Below are 20,745 nucleotides of genomic sequence, written 5' to 3' on the forward strand. Positions count from 1 at the left end.
TGGTAAATACGCCAGGGTGATAGCCATAGTCAAAGCACCGATGGAGTGAGCTGCTTGTAGATATCCCAATTCCATTGGCCCCACATGTAAAATATCTTTGGCAAAAATCGGGAGGAGCGCGATCGCACCACCCAACAATACTGCAAACATATCTAATGTGATTGCTGCTAAAATCAACTGATTCTGCCAGACAAATTTAGCACCAGCTACAAGTGCTTTGAATGAGATTGGCTCGGTTGAGCGAATACTTTTTTGCTCTTTGATCGCCAGCGTTAAAAGAAAACACAGTAACGCTGCGATCGCTGCTAATACATAAACTCCTGTAGCACTTCCTAACAGTGCAATCCCAAATCCTCCGAAGGCTGGGCCAATGACTGCGGCTAACTGAAAGCTACTACTATTCCAGGTGGCTGCATTGGTAAAAGCACTGACAGGTATCAACTGCCACATCAGAGCATCACTGGCAGGTTTGAGGAATGCTCTAGCAACACCTGTAAATACTAAGCAGGCGTAAATTAGAAAAATTGCACCCTGAGTATAGGAAAGCACTGCTAAAGCCAGCGAGCAGAGAGCTAGCAGCATTACTGACAGTAACATGGTCACTTTGCGCTCGCGGCGATCGGCCACATCTCCGGCAATTAAGGTGAGAATAATCATCGGTAGAACTTGCGCCAGTCCTACACCACCTAAAGCGATCGCTGAGTTAGTCCGCTCATAGAGTTCCCAGCCAATCGCCACAGTTTGCATTTGCGACCCCACGAACAGCACCAACCGTCCAATGGTAAATAGCCGATAGTCTCGAAACTTAAAGGCTGCAAAGGGATCGTGCTGTGCAACCTCAAAGTTATGGGGCTTTGAGTTCTGTTTTCTCGAAGACATTTTTTAGTAGAGTTAAGCCTTCTTCAATGTTGGAAATTTGGTCTTCTGAAAGACCTTTGAGCAAGTCGGTAATATGAGCGCGAGTTTGATCTTGGGATTGCTTGAGATGATGTTTTCCATCTTCAGTTAAATTGAGCAGCACCCGCCGCCGCTCTTGAGGATGAGCAATCCGTTTCACGAAGTCGCGTTGTACCAAGCGTTCTATGGTTGCTGATGCCGTGGCAGAGGTGACACCTAAATGCTCTGCTAAGTCAGATAATGAAGCACCAGGATTACGGTTGATAAATGCTAGCGATCGCAACTGAGGTATAGATAAAAAAGCGGCACTATGGGCACGCATATCCGCTCGGATAAACCGCATCACTAATGGAACTGTCTCCATTACTCTAGCGGCACATTCTTCGGAAGTTGCACCTTGATTAGGTTTATCCAAGGTCATGGGCTTGTTGTTCTCCTAGTTACATGGCCACCCGTGGATAAAGTTTTCCACCAAGGATGGCCAAAATGATTAATGTGAATAAGAGAATTGTACAATCCAGACCAAAGCCATAGATGCTAGTGCCATTCAACAGCATGGTGCTACGTAACCCGTCAACCAGATAAGTCAACGGATTTAAATGGGAAATGAACTTTAACCAACTGGGCATCAACGAGATCGGATAGATGGCATTGCTAGCAAAAAATAACGGCATGGTTAACAATTGTCCAATACCCGTCATCCTTTCTCGGCTTTTCACCAAACAGCCAATAATTAATGAAAAAATACAAAATGTTCCCGCCCCCATTATGACTAGCAGCAGTACTTGGAGAATAGCTAAGGGATGAAGATTTAGTTTGACACCTAATAAAAATGACAATCCGTAAATGAATATTACCTGAGATAAGCACCGTACCCCACATGCTAAACCTTTGCCTAAGACCATCGCTACACGAGGTGTAGGACTAGCTAAAAATTTATGTACAATCCCTAAATCTCGCTCCCAGATTAGCGTCATCCCACCACTAAAAATTGCCACAAACAAAATACTCTGAGCCAAGATGCCAGCAGAAATAAAGTCTAAATAGGGTAAGTTGCCTGTTGGAATCGCGCGAGTGCGGGAGAAAACTTGTCCAAAAATTAGGAGCCATAATGCTGGTTGGACAGCTCGAACTATTAAATCAGTGGGATCGTGGCGGAGTTTACGTATTTCTAATTCTGCGATCGCCAGGGTTTTTGTAACTAGCTCTTTAATTGCAGAGATCAAATTTACTCGGACAGTGGGTGGTGCTTTAACCCAACCGTTGAGCAGTACGTCTGGTTCTTGCTGTGTCACGGTAGTTGACTCCTGATGTTAACTGGTCGCCTGTATAGTGAATAAAGACATCATCCAAAGTTGCATTTGGGTTATCTAAAGAAGCTTTTAAGTCGTTTGGTGTACCTGTGGTAACGACTTCACCTTGTTGCATAATCGCCACTCGGTTACATAAGCTATCCGCTTCTTCTAAAAAGTGGGTTGTTAAAAATATAGTTGTGCCGTAATCACCACAGAGTTGTAGTACAAGTTGCCATACTTGAGTTCGAGCTATGGGATCTAATCCGACAGTCGGCTCATCAAGAAACAAAATTTGGGGTTGATGTAGAACTGATATGCCGATTTCCAGTTTGCGGATCATCCCACCAGAGTAGTTTCGTACCAAGCGTTTCGCCGCATCTTGCAGACCCATGTATTCTAGAATTTCATAGATGCGGCGATCGCGTCCTTTGGCAGGTATTCCATACAGCTTGGCGAAAATTAAGAGATTTTCGTAACCCGTGAGACTACCATCAGCAGAGAGCGCCTGAGGTACATAGCCGATAGCCCGTCTGACAGAATTAGATTGACGAGCCACGTCATAACCAGCTAAGGTTGCTTTCCCTGCACTGATAGGCAGTAAGGTTGTCAACATCTTAAGAACTGTACTTTTCCCTGCGCCATTGGGGCCAAGCAGTCCAAATACTTCGCCCTGTTCTACAGATATGCTCAGGTTATTAACTGCGGTTAACTTACCAAAACGGCGTGTGAGTCCCTGAGTTTCCAGAATCAACGGTTTTGGTTCGCTAGCAGGTTGCGATCGATTTATTTTTCCCGTCAGTATTGTCACAAATTTGATGCACTTTTATTAATTAGCAAATCTAACTATTAGCTTCTCAATAGATTTACCAGAAGTCAATAGACTTCTGGCATAAATTTTTATCAAAAATTCTTGGTTGATGATTTGAGCTTTGGTAAGAGGGTATCAGTGCTAATACAGTGGCAAAGTTAGTAACAATAATGCTTCCCAAATGCAGAAAATGCAGCCGTTGATATTCGTAAACTGCGTGATTACTGCCTTAATCCAGAGCATGATGAAGGTATACATAAAGCTCGTCTTTTTTCATCAATCTTAGGTATGACAGTAGACAATGCTGAGGAATTACGCCAAATTCTTTTGGAAACAGTCAAAACGCATGAAGTCCGCTTGGGACGGCGCGATGAATTTGGACAACGCTACACTCTAGATTTCACGTTGAAATGGCAAGATAGAAGTGCGACCATTCGCAGTGGTTGGATTATAGAAGAAGGTTCTGATGTCCCAAGATTAACAACCTGCTATCCTCTGTAATATCTGGAAGTGATAGAAAATGACTAAAAGTAGAATTGAGTTGCTAGATGTAGTAGCACTGACAGTTGATCTACCTGAATATAACCTGTACCGTGGTCAAGTTGGCACAGTAGTAGAATTATTAGCTGGTGGTGCTGCATTTGAGGTTGAATTTAGCGATGCCTGCGGCGGGCTACGCCTACGGTTTGGCCGCACTTACGAATCTGTCGGTTTACGCCCAGAGCAAATTATGGTGTTACATTTTGAGCCAGCATTCCCTGATCCAGTCCCGGAAATGGTGTCAGCGTAATCGGTATAAAAACGCAGATGCTAATAATATTTATGATGGGCTACTCTTATGCACATCAACATAGAGAATCTGGCGATCGCTTATTGTATATTGTAGTTTTGAGAGCCATGCCAAGATAGATAGAAAGTAAAGAGCGAAATAATGCTAAAAACATTCAGAGCTTGGTTGAAAGGAAGTCGTTTAGAGTGGATTGATGATGTACCAACATTAGGAGAGCAACAAATCCCAGTTCATGTTACATTGCTAGAAAATGAATCAGTCATAGATAAACAAGCACGGGGACAAAGAATGGCTGAAATATTAGAAAAACTTGCTGTAAGTCAAGCTTTTACTGATGTTGATCCAGTTATTTGGCAGCAAGAAACTCGTCAAGATCGTTTGCTTTCGGGACGATAAAACGTGCTGCTTGATAGCAATATTATTATATATTCTGCTCAACCAGAAAACGCCCAATTGAGAGAGTTAATTGCTGAATATGCACCTGCGGTATCAGCACTCAGTTATTTGGAAGTATTAGGCTATCATCTGCTTAAAGAGGAACAACGTCAGTATTTTGAGGAGTTTTTTCAAGTTGCTCAGGTTCTACCAATCTCTCAAGATGTGTTAAATCAAGCGGTAATTCTGCGACAACAGAAACGAATGACTTTAGGTGATGCAATTATTGCCGGCACTGCTTTAGCGTATGGACTAGCTTTGATAACAAGAAATACAGATGATTTCAGTTGGATTACACAGGTGAGATTGTGGAATCCGTTTGAGTCTGATAAACCCAGTTAAGAGAAGTGCGTAGACGTAGCCCGTCGTAGACAATCGCATCTGGTAATCTTGAGAGCGATGCCTATGGCTGGCTACGCCTACGCATTAAAAATTATTGAAAAATTGAGTGCTTCTTGACAAAAGCCTGATTAGTAATCACAATGTAATTACAATCAAGGATGAGTATCCTCATGGGGACAGCAATTAGAACCCGTATCGTTAAAATCGGGAATTCTCAAGGTATCCGCATTCCTAAACTTCTGCTACAACAAAGTGGTATTGGTGAAGAGGTGGAAATTGAAATTCAAGATTGTCACCTAATTGTCCGTGCAGCCTCTCAATCGCGTAAGGGGTGGGAAGAAGCATTTGCAAGAATGGCGAACCAACATGACGATGCACTGCTCGATGATACCGTAATTACAGAGTGGGAGCATCTAGAGTGGGAGTGGTAGTCAATCGATTTGATGTGTTTTTGGTTAACCTCAACCCAACGATTGGTAGTGAGATTCAGAAGACAAGACCCTGTGTAGTAATTTCACCAGATGAGATAAATAAATATATTGCCACGGTTATTGTTGCTCCAATGATAACTAAAGGACAGTCTTATCCGACTCGTGTTACTTGTCAGTTTCAGGGTAAGGATGGGCAAATCGTTCTAGATCAAATTCGTACAGTTGACAAAAATCGATTAGTCAAAAAGCTAGGTCAGATTGACTCTGATGAACAAAAAGCAGCTTTGGATACCTTAGCCGAAATGTTTGCCGAATAATCGTATATACCCAATGGTTATGAGATTCCACCGTAATAGTTATACCAATTTTCTATGAGTATGAATTATATAACATCTCTAGTTATCTTCAACATTTGATTTCCACCAGGCTGTAGTTCGTATTCAACTTTTTCAATATCTACCTTGTAACCTTTTGAAGTGTAATATTTTACTATTTCATCTAAATGCTGTGAATGTTTCCACATTAAAGTTATGATGGGAAATATTCTGACTTCTTTACCAATACGCAGCATCTCACCTACTGAATTTAAGTGAAAATCGTAATCAAGATGATCTGAATATAAAAATAATAAATGCGAACAAAGAGCTATATCAAACTCTTGATTATCATAAGCTAATTTTGGCAATTCACCGACTGCGTATCTGTTGCTTTTTTTGCCAATTTCATAATCAGACAGAAATTCTCGAATAACTTTCACTCGATTGTGTCGCAAATCATCTGGAGATTTATGATAGCTCCATACCCAATCATTCGTTGTAGCCTTGACTTGATTAATGATGTTATCTACTACTTCATTAAATCTTTGCAATATTTCATCACCAGAAAATTGGTATAGTGGATCAACAGAGACTACACTTTTACCCAGACGTGTCATTTCTGCATTAAAGCTTGCTGGCCCATCCCCAATCCCAATAATTCTTTTATTTAAATCTGTATTTGTTAAATTGAATATTTTTATATATTCATCCATTGACCTCCCAAAAGGAACTACTTTATCTAGAACCATTGCCATAGAATTTACCTCATCAATAGACTGATTAAACAGAATGATGATAGCATCAAAATGTTTTATTCACTGCGAGACGGCAATCATTCAGAAGCAGGTCAAGTTCTTTTAAAATTGTTAAGGGATTTTTACCTCTAAACACAGCAGCGAGCACAGCTTTATAAGGATTTCTACCTATTTTTTTGACAGCATTTATTGCTGCTTGATTTGATAATCCTCGGACACTAACTAGCTATGCCGCTAATACATGTCCAGTACGTCCAATTCCACCAGAGCAATGTACAACTCTGATGTGAAAGGATCAGGTGCATCGGGAACTAAGGTACACTGCGTTGGTTTGATTTAATTACGAATTATTCAATTTGCCTTGCCAAACAATTTCCTTAACTTTGATTTCTTTTGGAATCAATTTAATCTTGTAGAAGGTATCTGCAACCTCTTGTTGTTTCGCAATCACTTCATCTGTGAGCGGAAGTACATCATACTCACGCCGCTTTTCTGCTATTTCCAACACAGGAGCATCTATACCCAAAGCTGGGGAAAGAAATTTAGCAACTTCACTAGGATTATTTTTTGCCCAGTCACTAACTTTCTTCACCTGATCGAGAACTATTTTCAAGGCATCTGGCTTGGCATCAACAAAAGCTTTTGCAGCCAGATAATAACCACGATTAGGAGCTAATCCCGTCGCGTCTACTAAGGTACGTGCGCCTGTTGCTGCTTCTGCTGCGGCTAAGTACGGGTCCCAAATTGCCCAAGCATCAACGTTTTTTTGCTCAAATACAGCACGAGCATCGGCGGGAGTGAGAGTTATTCGTTGAATGTCACTGTACTGTACCCCTGCTTTCTCCAACGCTTTTACTAATAGGTAGTTAGCATTAGAACCTTTGGCAAAAGCCACTTTTTTACCCTTGAGTTCAGCCACACTTTTAATAGGTGAATCCTTGGGCACCAGAATAGCTTCAGCCTTGGGACTCCAAGGATCATAGGCAACATAAACCAAAGGAATACCCCCAGCTTGAGCAAATATAGGTGGTGATTCTCCGGTATAGCCAAAATCAATACTGCCTGCATTCAATGCCTCTAAGAGTGGGGGCCCAGCCGGAAATTCCGACCAAGTTACGGAAGTTCCTAAAGCTGCAAAAGCTTTTTCTAATTCTCCTCTTGCCTTGAGCGCATAGAGAACAGTTGATGCTTTCTGGTAGCCTATGCGAACTGTGATACTGCTAGCTGCTGGACTGGGGGCTTGGGTTGCCTGCGGTGTGCCAGAGTTGTTGCTTGCGTTTGGAGAACAAGCAGAGATAGCCAGAATTAAGCTAAGTCCCACTGCAAACAGTAGGGAAAAAGTGCGGATTCTTCGTTGTTGGAACATTTGGAGGAAGGCAAAAGCCATACCCAACAGTCGGGCTGGAAATAACTTAGTTAACATCATCACTCTGCTTTTAAAGGTAAATTAATATCAGACTACAGCAAAACCCTGCCATAACTCCGGTAAATTTATTGACTAACCGTATTATTATAGAATGATAAAAATATCACATAATTAAAGCTGAAATGCAAATTTATTCGCTGAATACAAAATTTTCCCTAAAAATCATAGCAACGTCAAATCCAAACTCAACGAAATCAGAAAGCAGGTGATGATGCATAATAATCTTGAACAACAGATTGAGTACTATCGCCCTAGAGCTAACGAATATGATAAGTAGTTCTATAGGGAAGGACGCTATGATCGCGGTATCCAAAACAATCAGCACGTTCTCAAAGATACATTAAACTAAATTGATCAGTGATTTTAACTACGAGTTCAGTTAAAGCAGCCCATTAGCAATTACGAATCCCTGTGACACATCGCTCAAGCTAAGTACAGGACTTCATAAACTCGTAACAAATAAAATTTCAAAACTCTACGTTGCTCTGTCTGCACCCACCTTTTCGCTCCTACCCTAAGGCGAAGCGCTTGTGCGTTTCATTTTTATACCTCAATTCCCACGGTTTTATGCAAATTTTTACCAAGTACTGATGCTTCATTATGTATATATATTGGTGATAGCTATACAGATGACTTTTATAGGACTAAAGGAGTAGAAATGAAATGTATTTTAATTGACAGCGAATAACTTTATCTAGAGCTAGGTGAACAGAGAGTTGAAGACCTTTTTAAAATTGAACATAAATTATTGATCAATCTTAGTTAACTATGGTTGCCGAGTAAGCAAAATAAAATCCACTAGCTGCCTAACAGACAGTTTGCAATGCAAATTCTTAAAGTACTAACCAGAGTCTATCTTAGTCCAATAGACTTGGATGAGGCGATCGCTTTCTATGAAAGCCTTTTTACAGAAAAATGTTGGTTGTGGTTTCAATATTCCGAAGCTGAGTTGGAACTCGCCGGTGTGGGTTCTATTCTTTTAATTGCTGGTTCAGCAGAAGCACTCTCTTCATTCAAGAGTACACATGCAACATTTCTCGTTGACTCACTCAATGATTTTCGAGAAGCACTTATTCAGCAGGGTGCAGTGATTCTGGCGGAACCTAACAAAGTTCCCACTGGAGTCAATATGCGAGCGATGCATCCTGATGGAACCATTATTGAGTATGTTGAGTTTGCTTGATTAATTTTCTGCCCAAAAAAGATATTGACATTAGACATCTCTAGAAATTAAATATGCTTTACCCAGAACCCTTGTAAAGAAGTAGCAGTGCTACATCTCTACACATTCTTTATCACAAGGTTTTACCACCATATCCACAGGCACTTTAACATATTTGCAGACATGAGCAAATTAGAAGATCAAGAAAATATCATTTTCAATTTGAACGATACGCTAATTCTCAAGGTGGCAGATGTAGAAGCAGGTTGATTGGTAAGCTGTGAACGAACAAACGAAAAATACGGGACTATTTTTTTACATTTAATTATGTCTGCTTACTTAATAATGAATTTTACATTACTTTTTGTCACAATTTTATCAATTGTAACTAAATATTTAGCTGCTATGTAATAATGAAAACTGAGAATTAATTCGGCGACCGCGTTTGTTTTTATTATTGACAGGCTTTTTCCTTTTGGTATTCACAGACTTTTCTCCGAAATCTAAAACTCTACACATCTATGATTTGGGAGACAATTTATGTCAGTTTATGTAGGCAATCTTTCTTACGAAGTTACAGAAGAAGGTTTAAATGGGGTGTTTGCAGAATATGGTTCTGTAAAGCGGGTTCAGCTACCGACCGACCGTGAGACAGGTCGTATGCGCGGCTTTGGTTTTGTGGAAATGGGCACAGATGCTGAAGAAACAGCTGCCATTGATGCTCTTGATGGTGCTGAGTGGATGGGACGTGACCTCAAAGTGAACAAGGCTAAACCCAGAGAAGACAGAGGTTCCTTTGGTGGTAATCGGGGAAACAATAGTTTCGGCAATCGTTACTAAGATTCAGAGATATAGCTGTTAAAGCTAATCTATAAATTAAATTTAGTTGTGGCTCAGGCAGGAATGCTTGAGCCTTTTTGCTGCAAAACTTGCTTGGTAAAAAGTTAGGCGATCGCAGCTTCACGAGTAGCAACTTTGCTAAACTGATTTACCGGACGAGGTAAACCAAGATTTTCGCGCAGGGTTCAAAATTTGACCATATAAAAAAATACTCAACTACTTCTTGTTACGAATTACTTACACAGGCTGTGCTTTGAGTAAATCTGTTTTGGTAACAAATTCACTGAATGTACTTGCAACCTGCTGCGGTAATGCGATGCCTGCGGCGGGCGTAGCCAACGCAGGAGTAAGCGAGGAAACAGCAATTCAGCGACTCGATAGGCTTCTTCAAGATGGGGATACCCTGAGAAAACGAAGGTATCAATTCCTAAATCGGCATATTCCAGCATTCGCGCTGCAACTGTCTCTGCATCTCCGACTAAGGCAGTACCAGCACCCCCACGCACTAAACCAACACCTGCCCATAAGTTGGGACTAATTTCTAAGTTTTGGCGATTACCCTTATGTAGTTGGGCCATGCGGCGTTGTCCTTCAGATTCAGATTGAGCAAACCGCCGATGTGCAGCAGCTATGGTTTCATCATCCACATACTGAATCAGTTCATTAGCTGCATCCCAAGCTTTTTGCGTAGTTTCACGTACTATAACGTGCATCCGAATCCCAAAGCGGACTGTTCTACCTTGTTCTGCTGCTAATTGGCGTACCTTTGCAATCTTTTGAGCAACCTGATCTGGTGGCTCACCCCAAGTTAAATACACATCAATATGTTTGGCAGCAACTTGGAGTGCAGCATCTGAAGAACCACCAAAATATAAGGTGGGGTAAGGCTTTTGTACGGGAGGAAATTCGAGTTTTGCCCCTTGAACTTTCAGATGACGACCACTATAGGTTACTTCTTCACCTTGCATGAGCGATCGCCAAATTGTCAAAAACTCATCTGTGAATTCATAACGCTGATCATGATCTAAGAAAATCCCATCTTTAGCAAGTTCTTTTGTATCGCCACCAGTGACAACATTTAGAATAATTCTACCGTTAGAAATCTGGTCAAAAGTAGCAGCCATTCTAACTGCCAAGGAATGCGACATAATTGCTGGACGGAAAGCTACGAGAAACCGCAAGCGTTCCGTAACTGAAATTAACGAAGTAGCTACAATCCAGGTATCCTGTTTTTGTCCAGTACCAATCAACATCCCGCCATAGCCCAATTTATCAACAGCTTGAGCTATTTGCTGCATATAGGGATAAGTGGCTGGTCGCCTCCCAATTGTAGTACCTAAATAACGCTCGTCTCCCTGTGTAGGCAAATACCAAAAAACTTCCATGTTCCTATCTCCTGGCGCTATTTATGACTGATAGTTTCTGGTGTGATGGCTGCATATTGCTCGCTAGTCAGCATCGCTTCCTTGATACTAATTGCTTTAGGAATAACTTTTTCTTTGGCAAACAAATCAGCTATCTTCTGTTGATTTTCCATGATTTCTGGCGTAATTGGTCTTAAGCCATAAGTTCGCCTTTCAACCATTGTTGTTAAAATATCTTCATCAATTTTGAGGTGAGGAATAGTAAGTTTTACAACTTCTGATCGGTTTTTATCAGCCCATTGACCTGTATTATCTATCTCTTCAAGAACCAATCGCACTAATTTCGGATTTTCTGTGGCAAACTTTCGTGCCGCCATGTAATATCCACCTTGAGTAGAAATACCACTAGCATCTCTCAAAACACGAGCATTTACCTTTTTTTGTGCCACGGCTAGATAAGGGTCCCAAGTTACCCAGGCATCAATTTTCCCTTGAATAAAAGCATCACGAGCTTCTGAAGGAGGGAGACTGATAGCTTGAACATCACTATATTTCAAACCAGCCTCTTCCAAAGCTTTTATTAACAAGTAATGGGAAGCAGAACCCTTTTGAAAAACTACTTTTTTACCTTTGAGATCGGCTAAGGTGCGAATTGGTGAATTATTTTGGACTATAATCCCACTTCCTTTACCAGTGCTGGGTTTGTTACTTGCAACATAAACTAAAGATGTCCCAGCCGCTTGGGCAAATATTGGGGGAGTTTCACCTACAGAACCAATATCAACCCTACCTACATTCATTGCTTCCATCAGTTGTGGCCCTGCGGCAAATTGCGCCCATTCGACGGAAACACCTAAAGGCTGTAAACGTTTTTCTATCAATCCTTTAAGTCTGAAAATATCCCCAGAACTTTGATATCCCATTCGGACAACTTTGGTTTTTAACTCAGTAGTTTTATTTTCTGAGTTTGCTGTTTGGACTGAGCAACTAATTAAGGTTGTTGAGATTGTTAATAATCCAGGTAATAGAAATAGTGAAAAACGTTGGAAAATGTTAACTCGTGGCTGTTTGAAAGGGGTAATCATGAATATGATACGTTATTTTTATTTGCTTTTGATTGACTATTTGACTAAATATGTGCAGATATTCAGTCATGGGAGCGTACAGTTGTATGCTCCTAATCCAAAGACTTAAACTTTTTGAAACTGAAGGTTCTTTTGGAAAAGTTCTTGAACGTTTTTCCAAGCATCGGCAGCAGCTTCGGGATTGTAACTAGCACGATGGTTGCAAAAAAAGCCGTGTTCTGCACCAGGATAGCGGAAGATAGCATGAGGAATGTGATATTTCTTCAGTTCCGCCTCGATCTGCTCTGTTTGCTCCAAGGGGATTCCTTTATCTTCAAGACCAAAGAATGCGTAAATCGGGCCTTTAATATCAGGAGTACGTGTAATGGTTGGTTCTCCACCGCCGGGAGTTGAGTTAGGAATACCGCCACCATAGAAGGAAGCTGTAACTTTAATATCTGGTAATGTGGCTGCTAGGTAAACGACGTGACCACCAAAGCAGAAACCAATGGAGCCGATCGCATCTCCTTGCACATTTGGTAAGGTTCTTAGATAGGCGATCGCAGCTTTAATATCACTCAATATTTCATCTGCTGTTGTCTGCTCCTTATACCCTCTTCCTTGCTGCACATATTCTGGGGTGTATCCACCCTCGAAACCGGGAGCGGTGCGTTGAAATAAAGTCGGTGCGTAGGCGTAGCCCGTCGAAGACATCGCCACATAACCTATGATGGCAAATTTCTCAGCAACTTCCCGAATGTGAATATTGACGCCAAAGATTTCCTGAATCACGATAACAGCTGGGAATGTTCCCTTTTGTGCTGGTTCCGCTAAGTAAGCATCAATTTGCAAATCACCGTTAGGGACTTTAACTTGAGCGGTGCGAATTTCTGTGTTTGTCATCTTAGGGATTAGCCTGTAATTGCTTTGAGGACGAAATGTTTTATGGTAAGTTTTGTACAATATTACTTAAATTTTACCGATTTACCGTAGTTTCCAGAGTAGTATTTCACAAACAATGTGCAAAGGCAAGTCCTTTGATTTAGAGATGTAGATGAATATAAGACCATATCAAGAATCTGATGCTGAATCAGTCAGCGCTCTGTGGGATGAGGTATTTCCTAATAACCCATTGCACAGCAGCCCAAAATTCGTCATCAGTCAGAAGCTTGCTGTACAGCCTGAGTTGTTTTTTGTTACGGAGATTAACTCTGTAATTGTAGGCACTATCATGGCAGGATATGACGGCCATCGCGGTTGGCTATACACAGTTGCGGTCAGTCCTCACTATCAACGCCAGGGTATTGGTAGCAAGCTAGTGCGGCACGCAGAGAAGGTATTGATAGCGATGGGATGCCTTAAAATCAATCTCCAAGTCCGTGTCTCCAACGCAGAAGTAGTTGAGTTTTATAGAAAACTTGGCTATCTCGTCGAAGAACGCATCAGTATGGGAAAGCTTGTTGCATAAGTGATTGATTGTATTGCCATTAACTCAAACTAGGAGAAAAATTTATGAAGCTCGATGCAGTTCATCATATTCAGGTAACTTATCCTCTTGAAGTGGAGGATGCAATGCTGTTTTTCTACAGCAAAGTTTTGGGATTGACTGAAATTCCCAGACCTGAGGTAATCAAAAACGATTCAGGAGCGTGGTACAAGTTGGGAGATATTGAACTGCACATTAGTACAGAGAAAAACACCAATAACCAAGCATCTAGACGACATTATTGTTTTCAAGTCGATAACTTAAACGCCTTTGAGGAACACCTAAAAGGACATGGGGTAGAAATTATTCCCGATCAACGACCAATTCCAGGATGTGTAAGGTTTTTTCTGCGCGATCCCGGTGGGAATCGTATAGAAATCGCAGAGTTCGTCAAGAGTACTTTTGTCCAGCTACAAACAGAGGAGTTGCTATTAGAAAGACCTTCAGTAACGTTGTCTTAGATACCAAGATGATTGGAAGTCGCACGCCAGTATTAAGTAGGTGGGTGGGAAAATTTATAACTATGTCATTGCGAACGGAGCAAAGCGAAGTGAAGCAATCGCAAGGGTTTTGAGCATTTTACATTTCGTTACATAGTTAGATTTATTTGAGCCAACCTACTTACTCTGCTTTAAACTTTCTGGCGAGCCTCTAAAAAAGCTTGATTTTCTGCTAGTACAGCACGGCATAAATAAACCACCCATTCTAAATCAACGAAACTCTTACGCTATATTCCTTCTGACTTTTGACTTCCACTTTACAGTACTAGTCTGCGTAGGCAAATTAATTATGTGGATTGAACTTGCAACTCCTGAACACCAGAGAGTCTTTAATAATTGGGGTAAATTTGACCGCTTAGAGACAAAAACATACCGTCCTATTATTGATGGACAAAGAATTACCATAAGTGATAAAGCAATAGTTTTTGCTTTCTTCATAGATGGGTTAGAAGAACCTGTAGGAAGATTCAGATATTTTGATATTAACCCACGAAATCGTTCGGCAGAATTTGGATATACCATCAATCCAAAATGGCGAAAACAGGGTTTAGGAACGAAAATGTTGATTACTGCCATCGATTACCTGTTGACAACAACAGAACTCAACAAATTATATTGTCAGACTGCTGCTTTCAACATTGGCTCAGTTAAACTACTTGACAAGCTCGGTTTTCATAGAGATGGAATTTTAAGAGAACATCACGAGTTAGACGGTAAACTATGGGATGATTATATTTACAGCATCTTACGGAGTGAGTGGAAAATTAGCAAATTTTTCAATAATTAACTGTTTAATTAATCTGATTTAATGATATGGCTATTCAAGTGAATTTTTTAACTGATTGTGTGTATGCAGGTGGAAACGCAATTAATTGCGTACTGGGGAATATTAAATCAGGCTTTTCGAGTTGTATAGAGTTTTTTTGAAAAATAAAATAGCAATTCTATATTTTTTTGTAAATATCACACTAAAGGTAGAAGTATTTTCGGAGTGAGTACATACATCTATATATAAATAGTCAGATTAATTCAGAGGAAAATAACTTATGTCTGATTTAATTAACAAACAAATTATCCTTAAAAGTCGTCCAGTTGGCGAACCAAAGGAGAGTGATTTTGCTTTAGTAGAAACACCAGCTCCCGAAACGGGTGAAGGCGAAATTCTTAGCCGCACCATTTATCTATCTCTCGACCCTTACATGCGTGGTCGAATTAGTGCGCGCGAGTCTTATGCTGCATCAGTAGAATTGGGTTCAGTTATTGTGGGTGGTACAGTTAGCCAAGTAATTAAATCAAATCATCCTCAATTTCAAGTTGGGGATTTTATTCTTAGCAATAACGGTTGGCAAACTTATGCTGTATCTAAGGGTGAGACACTGCGTAAACTCGATCCTACTCAAGCACCTTTATCGTATAGTCTAGGTGTATTGGGTATGCCAGGTCTGACTGCTTATGCTGCTCTACTTGATATCGGTCAACCAAAAGAAGGTGAAACTGTTGTGGTTTCAGCCGCTTCTGGTGCTGTCGGTGCAGTAGCAGGTCAAATTGCCAAAATTAAAGGTGCGCGAGTCGTGGGAATTGTCGGAAGTGACGATAAGCGGGATTATATAGTTAAGGAATTAGGTTTTGATGTTGGCATTAATCGTAAAACTCAAGAACTTGATTTAGCGCTCAAAGAAGCTACCCCTAATGGTATTGATATTTACTATGACAATACAGCAGGTGTAATTTTAGAAGCTGTGTTGCAGCAAATCAACCTTGGGGCAAGAATTCCATTAGTAGGTTTGATTTCGGAGTATAACGCTACATCTACTCCATCAGGGCCTAATTTAATGCCGCTACTAATCAAACGGGCTTTAATCAAAGGTTTCTTAGTTAGTGATTATCAACATCGGTTTAATGATTTTTTGCGTGATGTTTCTGGATGGTTACAGTCTGGTCAACTCAAGTATAGAGAAGATGTGGTTGATGGTTTAGAGAACGCTCCTCATGCATTCATTGGTTTACTTCGAGGTGATAATTTTGGCAAGTTGATTGTTAAGGTAAATGACGACCCAACAACAGCTGAATAAGTTATTAAGCTAGGTATATAATAATTTCACACAAATCAGTGGTATGAAAATTGCCAGATTATTAACTACAAAGTATGGCAATCAGTGTAGAAGTTACGAGTAAAAAGATCCCCGAGTTCTTCAAGAAGTCGGGGATCTGAGCCTCTCAACTGGACAAAAGGGAGCAAAATGTTGAAAGTCCTTTGGCAGCTGATAGTCCAACTGTGCAGCTAGCAATTTCGGAACTGGCAAACAAACAGTTCAACCTCTCGAAGAATAAATGGAATCAACGCATGGGGGCAGCTTCTCTACTTGCGCCTGGTTCTGCGATCGCTGATAATTATCGAGAGTTTGAATATGAAGGAGATATTCCTAACGAACTTGTGACTCGTGACTACAACCGTTTTACTCTAGCTTTGGGCAAGCTCAAAATTCCTGATGAAGCTTTACGCCCTGGTATCAACGTTGATATTGAAGTCGTAGCAACTCGTTCTTTGGGAATACGTTCTGCGAAGCAAACTATTAGCTGGCAGCGTGCAATCCGCAAGCCTAGATAAAATTTAGGAAGATTTTTTCCCATCTGAAACCATTTGCGAGAGAAGATAGGCTGCAAAATCTAGTAATTGATCCAGCAAAAAGCCAATGATACCGATGTAAAGAATCTGCTGGATTATGTAATCGGCATTGCCAGCTTTATAAGCATCCCACAGGGTAAAGCCAAGTCCTCTTGGGCCGATTAACATTTCTGTAGCAATAACTATAAACCAGGCTACCCAAATGCTAACTTTCAAGGCGTGAAATAGATGAAATATAGCTACTCGAAAGTTATTATTCTGTCTATGAAAATGCCGCATCCCTATTGCCGTGTTAATAATCATCGTCCAGAGAGTTCCTAAAAAAACTACTATAATAGCAGCCGATTCGCTCTCTTGAAATGCTAATAGAGCAATAGGTAGCAAAGCTATAGGCGGGATACTATGTGGTATTTGAAATATTAGCCTAAATAGCTGATAAACCATGCTATTCAGACCTATGAAATATCCAATAAAGCTACCCAAGACAACGGCTGGAATGTAACCGACAAATAACCGTTGTAGGCTAGCTAAAATGTCTAAAAACATATTATTCTCTCTGCCTCAGTTCTCATGAAAAACATTTGCGAAATACTGTGGCAATAACACAAAATAGGAATAGAAAAGTGTATTTAGTTACAGGTTGTTTTTGAACACCGTAAGATTCTTGATATTTTTTCCTCCTTGATGGCTAATCAAAAACTTAAGTATTCTTACGATGTCCTAGTAGTACTACAAAGAATATGTAAAACTTGGCTTTACTAAACCTTATCAGAAAAATAAATCCTGATTAGTAAATTAAATACAATTTCCATAATTTACTTGCTTGATAATTGTACTAATACCAATTATTAATGAAGCTGTACAAAATCAAGCTTGGTCAGACTTGGGGCTTGAGCAAATTGTTCGGGAGCAATTTCATAGCGTCAGTGTGGGTAGTTCACTACCTTTTCTTTCTGACGGTACAGGACAAATAATTAGAAATGGTGCAAATTAAGAATAGTGTAAATATCAGAAATTATGGACGCTGCTAAACGCCTTGCTACTCTCAACCGCATCCGCAAACTCAGTCGTCTGATGGATACATCTATACGCATCCCTCTAACAGGTTTTCGCATTGGAATAGATCCAATTATCGGTTTGGTTCCAGGTGCTGGTGATTTAATCAGTACAGCGTTTTCAGCTTACATCATATTTTTAGCTACCCGTTTTGGCATCCCACGTCAAGATTTAACCAAAATGATTTTTAATGTTGGTTTAGAAGCAGTCGTTGGTACTGTGCCTTTAGTGGGTGATTTATTTGATGCTTTCTACAAGTCTAATATTCGCAATTTGGCTATTTTGGAGCAACATTTGACAGTCGTTGAACCAGAACTCAAAGAAGTGTCTGATGAACTTTATTCTGATAAGTTCAGGCAAGTTTAAGTTAGTCGTCCTAGCATCACTAATCTTGTCACTGCCTTCCGCCCCTTTCAATTTTTGGAAGTTCCAAGCTAAAGGAATTTGAGTGTTATATGATAACACCTTTAACTACCCAAGTTTGATACCCTGTTGCTTGAGTAGATTTAGTAACAAGTTTTTAAATATGCCACTTAGGATACCAATAAGAGGAGTAGGAACAGTTAGGAGATATCGGCGGAAAGTTTTGACATCAAAAGGCCAAACTGGCAACTCATCGGTCATAGTATATAAAGTGCGTAGCTGCTGAATTTTTTCAGATTTTTTCTTGAAGGCTTCTGTGTCTTCAGCCAGACTAGTATAAATTCCTGAATACTCTGCTCGGAACTGTCGAGCAATTTTATGTAAAGACTCTTCTTTAGCTCTTTTCATGCCGCTATGTGCTGCCAGCAATGGCCCAAAAAAACATCCCATTGATAAAAAAATATACAATGGAATTACCAGATGAACAAACCAGAATCCCTTTCCGACATCTTGTGTAATCACCTGATACTCAATCACGCCTATCCAGATACCTAAAACAGCAACTAGATAGGCAGTTTTAAGCGAATAATCACTAAGACATCGAAGACCGCCACAGCGATCGGGATGAAGAGGATTAATATCGAGATCCTTATTTCCTAAAATTTGATAGAAAATCCAAATATTTGTAATCAGATTGAGAACAAGTATAGTACCCATATATACGACTGCAAATGTACCAATCGTAATGGTTAATCCTGGTAGAAGACTAGAGCTAGTCCAACTCTCTTCTAATGTGGGTCTGATTATAAAAACAATAGTGCTGAAAAAGAGAGCGCTGGCAAGCGCAGAAAGTTTGCGCCATTTTTGGGAATAGAGGTTAATAACAAATTGATCAATCTGAAAAAAGTCAATTTCTAATACGTCAGATTTTTCCAAATCTTGAATTACTTTATCGATTGCTTGAAAACTCCACAAGTAATATCCCAATGTTACTGGATTAATGAAAAGTCCTACTAACCAGGGAATCCAGTCTCGAAGCAACCCCATCTCCCCCTGCTTAGACCACAGCGTATTACTTAGGAATGCAGTAAACAAATAAACTACAGTAGCGGTAACTGCTGCCAACAGCCCAAAAGTTAGAGGAGAAAGACGAAATTTTTCAATTACTAGATACGCAACAGGATCAAATCGGTGAAGGTTTCGTTTGTGCGAAATATCGGAATTCATTTTTTCTTTAAAAATGAGTCAGGTCAATAACACCATACATATTTAGGAATAATTGTGCCAACTTGGACAAACAAAATATAGTAATAAATCTGGTGAGCCACTAAGGGACTTCCAAAAAATAAATTATTCTAAATTGATTTGTACGCTTATAGGGGCGCACAGTGCGCCCCTACGTTCGCGGAGGGTTCCGCAGGTTTTACTGGAAGTCCCTAAAGTTAAGAACTAACGGCAAAATCAGCATTTCTCGTTTGATAAAGAGCTTTTGGTACATACCTTACCCCAAACGATGCTGTGAGCAAGCCGTTGGGTGAGCATGATATCTCTTGGACTAATGACTAACCACTGTATATTTACAATTATTTTCCTAAATTCCGCTTCATTTGTTCTAACTCATCTTGAGTTTCCCAACTACGGAACTTCTCTTCTAAGTCATCAAAGCCACCAGAATAACTGCTAGTTTTATTCGACCAGCCGCTAGTTTCAAAACGCTGCTGGGTTTGCGCTTTAGCACGGGCTGTCTGTGCTTCGGCTGCTTTAGCTTGCACTTCCTGTCGCCGTTGCTGAATTTTTCGCAGTAGTTCCTGAGATTGGTTAATGCGTTCTTTCAGCCCTTGCATGTGTCCCCAACGCTGATTTCCTTCGCGCAACAGGGCTGCTTCTCGTTCGCCCGCCGCACTTGCCAAATCCTCTCTGCCGGCGTTTTCGGCTTTTTGAATGCGGATATGCCAACGCTGAATTTCTTGAGCGGTGGACAGAATTTCTTCTTGCGATCGCTTCTCTTGTACTTGTAAATCTGCAATCAGCTTTAGTGTACCTTCTTCTTGCTCACGCAGCTGTTCTAGCAGCGCCTCTAACTCCAAATGTGGATTGTTACGTAAGAATTCTTCTAAACGGTTTTCTAGAAACCGACTCAAATCATCAAATAATCCCACTGCTAGAACTCCAGAGATTGGGTGCGTGACTATTTTATTGTAGTAGTCAGGTGAACTTCTGAGTGTTAGTTAGATTTAAAAATTGGGAAGAATGTATGTGGTGAAAATACGCAAGCAACGCTAACCTATAAGATAAGGCTTTAATCAGTATGAGTTCTGATTTTCAACCGCCATCTAAGAGTTTGTCCATACTAGCTTCTGTGGGAGGAGTAGTTACCGGTCTAATAGCGATCGCAATTTTAAATGTTTGGTATAAGCAAGTTCCCAAGACTTCTCTAGAAAAACCTGAAATATCAACATCCCAAACTGCTGCACGACAATCGGTACAACCGGAGAAATCACAACGCCCTGTTTCTGCTGCTAAAGAACCTGAAATAGTTGCCAGTCTTGATGCAAAATCCGTAGTTTTACCAGGTCAGCCTATTCCTAAGAACCAACTAACTGTATCAATAATTCCATACATTGCTCCTAGCGTTGGAAAACTGACGCCAGAGGAAACGACAACTGCCCGTCAGGCTTGGTCATACTTCCAGCGCAACTGGAACGATGAAACTGGTTTAGTCAATTCCCTTGATGGCTTTGCCTCTGTCAGTATGTGGGATCAGACAGCTGCGATACCTTCGGTAAGC

General features: G+C 40.5%; 26 protein-coding genes and 2 pseudogenes. 16 read left to right on the plus strand and 12 right to left on the minus strand.

Annotated elements, in window-relative coordinates; translation table 11 throughout:
* The 4 genes from VE944_RS06315 to VE944_RS06330 form a co-directional block, all read right to left on the minus strand.
* The coding region (locus tag VE944_RS06315) for an MFS transporter (protein WP_324973918.1) at positions 1-879 on the minus strand (879 nt) is incomplete at its 3' end.
* Positions 845-1,318 (minus strand): MarR family winged helix-turn-helix transcriptional regulator, encoded by a 474-nt coding sequence (locus VE944_RS06320; protein ID WP_012410989.1) that lies wholly within the window; start codon positions 1,316-1,318, stop codon positions 845-847. The genes VE944_RS06315 and VE944_RS06320, both read right to left, overlap by 35 nt.
* 19 nt (positions 1,319-1,337) lie before the next feature.
* On the minus strand, positions 1,338-2,192 hold the full coding sequence (locus VE944_RS06325) for an ABC transporter permease (protein ID WP_324973926.1): 855 nt from the start codon (positions 2,190-2,192) through the stop codon (positions 1,338-1,340).
* On the minus strand, positions 2,149-3,000 hold the full coding sequence (locus VE944_RS06330; RefSeq protein ID WP_324973929.1) for an ABC transporter ATP-binding protein: 852 nt from the start codon (positions 2,998-3,000) through the stop codon (positions 2,149-2,151). Before VE944_RS06330 ends, VE944_RS06325 begins: the two co-directional genes overlap by 44 nt.
* A 189-nt stretch (positions 3,001-3,189) precedes the next feature.
* On the opposite strand from VE944_RS06330, the pseudogene VE944_RS06335 reads away from it, so the two are divergent.
* The 6 genes and pseudogenes from VE944_RS06335 to VE944_RS06360 form a co-directional block, all read left to right on the plus strand.
* A pseudogene (locus tag VE944_RS06335) lies at positions 3,190-3,501 on the plus strand (DUF6883 domain-containing protein); the annotation flags it as partial.
* 19 nt (positions 3,502-3,520) lie between these two features.
* Positions 3,521-3,790 carry a DUF4926 domain-containing protein gene (locus VE944_RS06340; RefSeq protein WP_324973932.1) on the plus strand — a complete coding sequence of 90 codons (270 nt, stop codon included), beginning with the start codon at positions 3,521-3,523 and terminating at the stop codon, positions 3,788-3,790.
* A gap of 141 nt (positions 3,791-3,931) precedes the next feature.
* Positions 3,932-4,186 (plus strand): hypothetical protein, encoded by a 255-nt coding sequence (locus VE944_RS06345; RefSeq protein ID WP_324973935.1) that lies wholly within the window; start codon positions 3,932-3,934, stop codon positions 4,184-4,186.
* A gap of 3 nt (positions 4,187-4,189) precedes the next feature.
* A complete protein-coding gene (locus VE944_RS06350) occupies positions 4,190-4,567 on the plus strand; it encodes a type II toxin-antitoxin system VapC family toxin (protein WP_324973937.1) in 378 nt (125 codons plus the stop codon).
* A 170-nt stretch (positions 4,568-4,737) separates the two neighbouring features.
* A complete protein-coding gene (locus VE944_RS06355) occupies positions 4,738-4,998 on the plus strand; it encodes an AbrB/MazE/SpoVT family DNA-binding domain-containing protein (protein WP_324973940.1) in 261 nt (86 codons plus the stop codon).
* The gene (locus VE944_RS06360) at positions 4,971-5,315 is read left to right on the plus strand and encodes a type II toxin-antitoxin system PemK/MazF family toxin (RefSeq protein WP_324973944.1); all 345 of its coding nucleotides are present in this window, start codon (positions 4,971-4,973) and stop codon (positions 5,313-5,315) included. Before VE944_RS06355 ends, VE944_RS06360 begins: the two co-directional genes overlap by 28 nt.
* Positions 5,316-5,380: 65 nt before the next feature.
* Here VE944_RS06360 and VE944_RS06365 read toward each other — a convergent pair whose 3' ends face one another.
* The gene (locus VE944_RS06365) at positions 5,381-6,070 is read right to left on the minus strand and encodes an SAM-dependent methyltransferase (RefSeq protein ID WP_324973948.1); all 690 of its coding nucleotides are present in this window, start codon (positions 6,068-6,070) and stop codon (positions 5,381-5,383) included.
* 340 nt (positions 6,071-6,410) lie between these two features.
* Complete coding sequence (locus VE944_RS06370; RefSeq protein ID WP_324973995.1) at positions 6,411-7,493, minus strand: sulfonate ABC transporter substrate-binding protein; 1,083 nt, start codon at positions 7,491-7,493, stop codon at positions 6,411-6,413.
* 826 nt (positions 7,494-8,319) lie between these two features.
* On the opposite strand from VE944_RS06370, the gene VE944_RS06375 reads away from it, so the two are divergent.
* Positions 8,320-8,679 (plus strand): VOC family protein, encoded by a 360-nt coding sequence (locus tag VE944_RS06375; RefSeq protein ID WP_229555917.1) that lies wholly within the window; start codon positions 8,320-8,322, stop codon positions 8,677-8,679.
* A gap of 519 nt (positions 8,680-9,198) precedes the next feature.
* Positions 9,199-9,498, plus strand: coding sequence for an RNA recognition motif domain-containing protein (locus VE944_RS06380; protein WP_229555918.1), 300 nt, complete (start codon positions 9,199-9,201; stop codon positions 9,496-9,498).
* A gap of 233 nt (positions 9,499-9,731) precedes the next feature.
* Here VE944_RS06380 and ssuD read toward each other — a convergent pair whose 3' ends face one another.
* The 3 genes from ssuD to VE944_RS06395 all read right to left on the minus strand — a co-directional run bounded on the left by ssuD (position 9,732) and on the right by VE944_RS06395 (position 12,829).
* Positions 9,732-10,883, minus strand: a complete 1,152-nt coding sequence (gene ssuD, locus VE944_RS06385) for an FMNH2-dependent alkanesulfonate monooxygenase (protein WP_324973956.1) — start codon at positions 10,881-10,883, stop codon at positions 9,732-9,734.
* Positions 10,884-10,900: 17 nt separating this feature from the next.
* Positions 10,901-11,947 carry a sulfonate ABC transporter substrate-binding protein gene (locus tag VE944_RS06390; protein WP_324973959.1) on the minus strand — a complete coding sequence of 349 codons (1,047 nt, stop codon included), beginning with the start codon at positions 11,945-11,947 and terminating at the stop codon, positions 10,901-10,903.
* 105 nt (positions 11,948-12,052) lie between these two features.
* Positions 12,053-12,829, minus strand: a complete 777-nt coding sequence (locus VE944_RS06395; protein ID WP_324973963.1) for a dienelactone hydrolase family protein — start codon at positions 12,827-12,829, stop codon at positions 12,053-12,055.
* 151 nt (positions 12,830-12,980) lie between these two features.
* Between VE944_RS06395 and VE944_RS06400 the strand changes: the two genes are divergently transcribed.
* From VE944_RS06400 to VE944_RS06420, 5 genes and pseudogenes are all read left to right on the plus strand, one after another.
* Complete coding sequence (locus VE944_RS06400; protein WP_324973966.1) at positions 12,981-13,394, plus strand: GNAT family acetyltransferase; 414 nt, start codon at positions 12,981-12,983, stop codon at positions 13,392-13,394.
* A gap of 44 nt (positions 13,395-13,438) precedes the next feature.
* On the plus strand, positions 13,439-13,873 hold the full coding sequence (locus VE944_RS06405; RefSeq protein WP_324973969.1) for a VOC family protein: 435 nt from the start codon (positions 13,439-13,441) through the stop codon (positions 13,871-13,873).
* A 328-nt stretch (positions 13,874-14,201) separates the two neighbouring features.
* On the plus strand, positions 14,202-14,699 hold the full coding sequence (locus VE944_RS06410) for a GNAT family N-acetyltransferase (RefSeq protein ID WP_324973972.1): 498 nt from the start codon (positions 14,202-14,204) through the stop codon (positions 14,697-14,699).
* Between the two features lie 259 nt (positions 14,700-14,958).
* Positions 14,959-15,984 carry an NADP-dependent oxidoreductase gene (locus tag VE944_RS06415; RefSeq protein ID WP_324973974.1) on the plus strand — a complete coding sequence of 342 codons (1,026 nt, stop codon included), beginning with the start codon at positions 14,959-14,961 and terminating at the stop codon, positions 15,982-15,984.
* A gap of 167 nt (positions 15,985-16,151) precedes the next feature.
* Positions 16,152-16,520 (plus strand): annotated as a pseudogene (locus tag VE944_RS06420) (collagen-like protein); the annotation flags it as partial.
* Between the two features lie 3 nt (positions 16,521-16,523).
* Here VE944_RS06420 and VE944_RS06425 read toward each other — a convergent pair.
* Entirely contained in the window at positions 16,524-17,084 is a 561-nt protein-coding gene (locus VE944_RS06425) for an ABC transporter permease (protein WP_324973977.1), read from the minus strand.
* 277 nt (positions 17,085-17,361) lie between these two features.
* On the opposite strand from VE944_RS06425, the gene VE944_RS06430 reads away from it, so the two are divergent.
* Positions 17,362-17,532, plus strand: coding sequence for a hypothetical protein (locus VE944_RS06430; protein ID WP_324973980.1), 171 nt, complete (start codon positions 17,362-17,364; stop codon positions 17,530-17,532).
* Between the two features lie 23 nt (positions 17,533-17,555).
* Positions 17,556-17,960: a DUF4112 domain-containing protein gene (locus tag VE944_RS06435; protein WP_109010613.1), complete on the plus strand. Its 405-nt coding sequence runs from the start codon at positions 17,556-17,558 to the stop codon at positions 17,958-17,960.
* Positions 17,961-18,065: 105 nt separating this feature from the next.
* Here the strand turns inward: VE944_RS06435 and VE944_RS06440 are convergent, their stop codons facing one another.
* The gene (locus VE944_RS06440; RefSeq protein ID WP_324973986.1) at positions 18,066-19,184 is read right to left on the minus strand and encodes a hypothetical protein; all 1,119 of its coding nucleotides are present in this window, start codon (positions 19,182-19,184) and stop codon (positions 18,066-18,068) included.
* Positions 19,185-19,540: 356 nt separating this feature from the next.
* On the minus strand, positions 19,541-20,116 hold the full coding sequence (locus VE944_RS06445) for a TIGR04376 family protein (protein ID WP_324973989.1): 576 nt from the start codon (positions 20,114-20,116) through the stop codon (positions 19,541-19,543).
* 149 nt (positions 20,117-20,265) lie between these two features.
* On the opposite strand from VE944_RS06445, the gene VE944_RS06450 reads away from it, so the two are divergent.
* A partial coding sequence (locus tag VE944_RS06450) for a DUF3131 domain-containing protein (protein WP_324973992.1) occupies positions 20,266-20,745 on the plus strand: 480 nt, incomplete at its 3' end.

Origin of the sequence: Nostoc sp. (assembly GCF_035638895.1) — a bacterium.
Taxonomy (GTDB): Bacteria; Cyanobacteriota; Cyanobacteriia; order Cyanobacteriales; family Nostocaceae; genus Nostoc.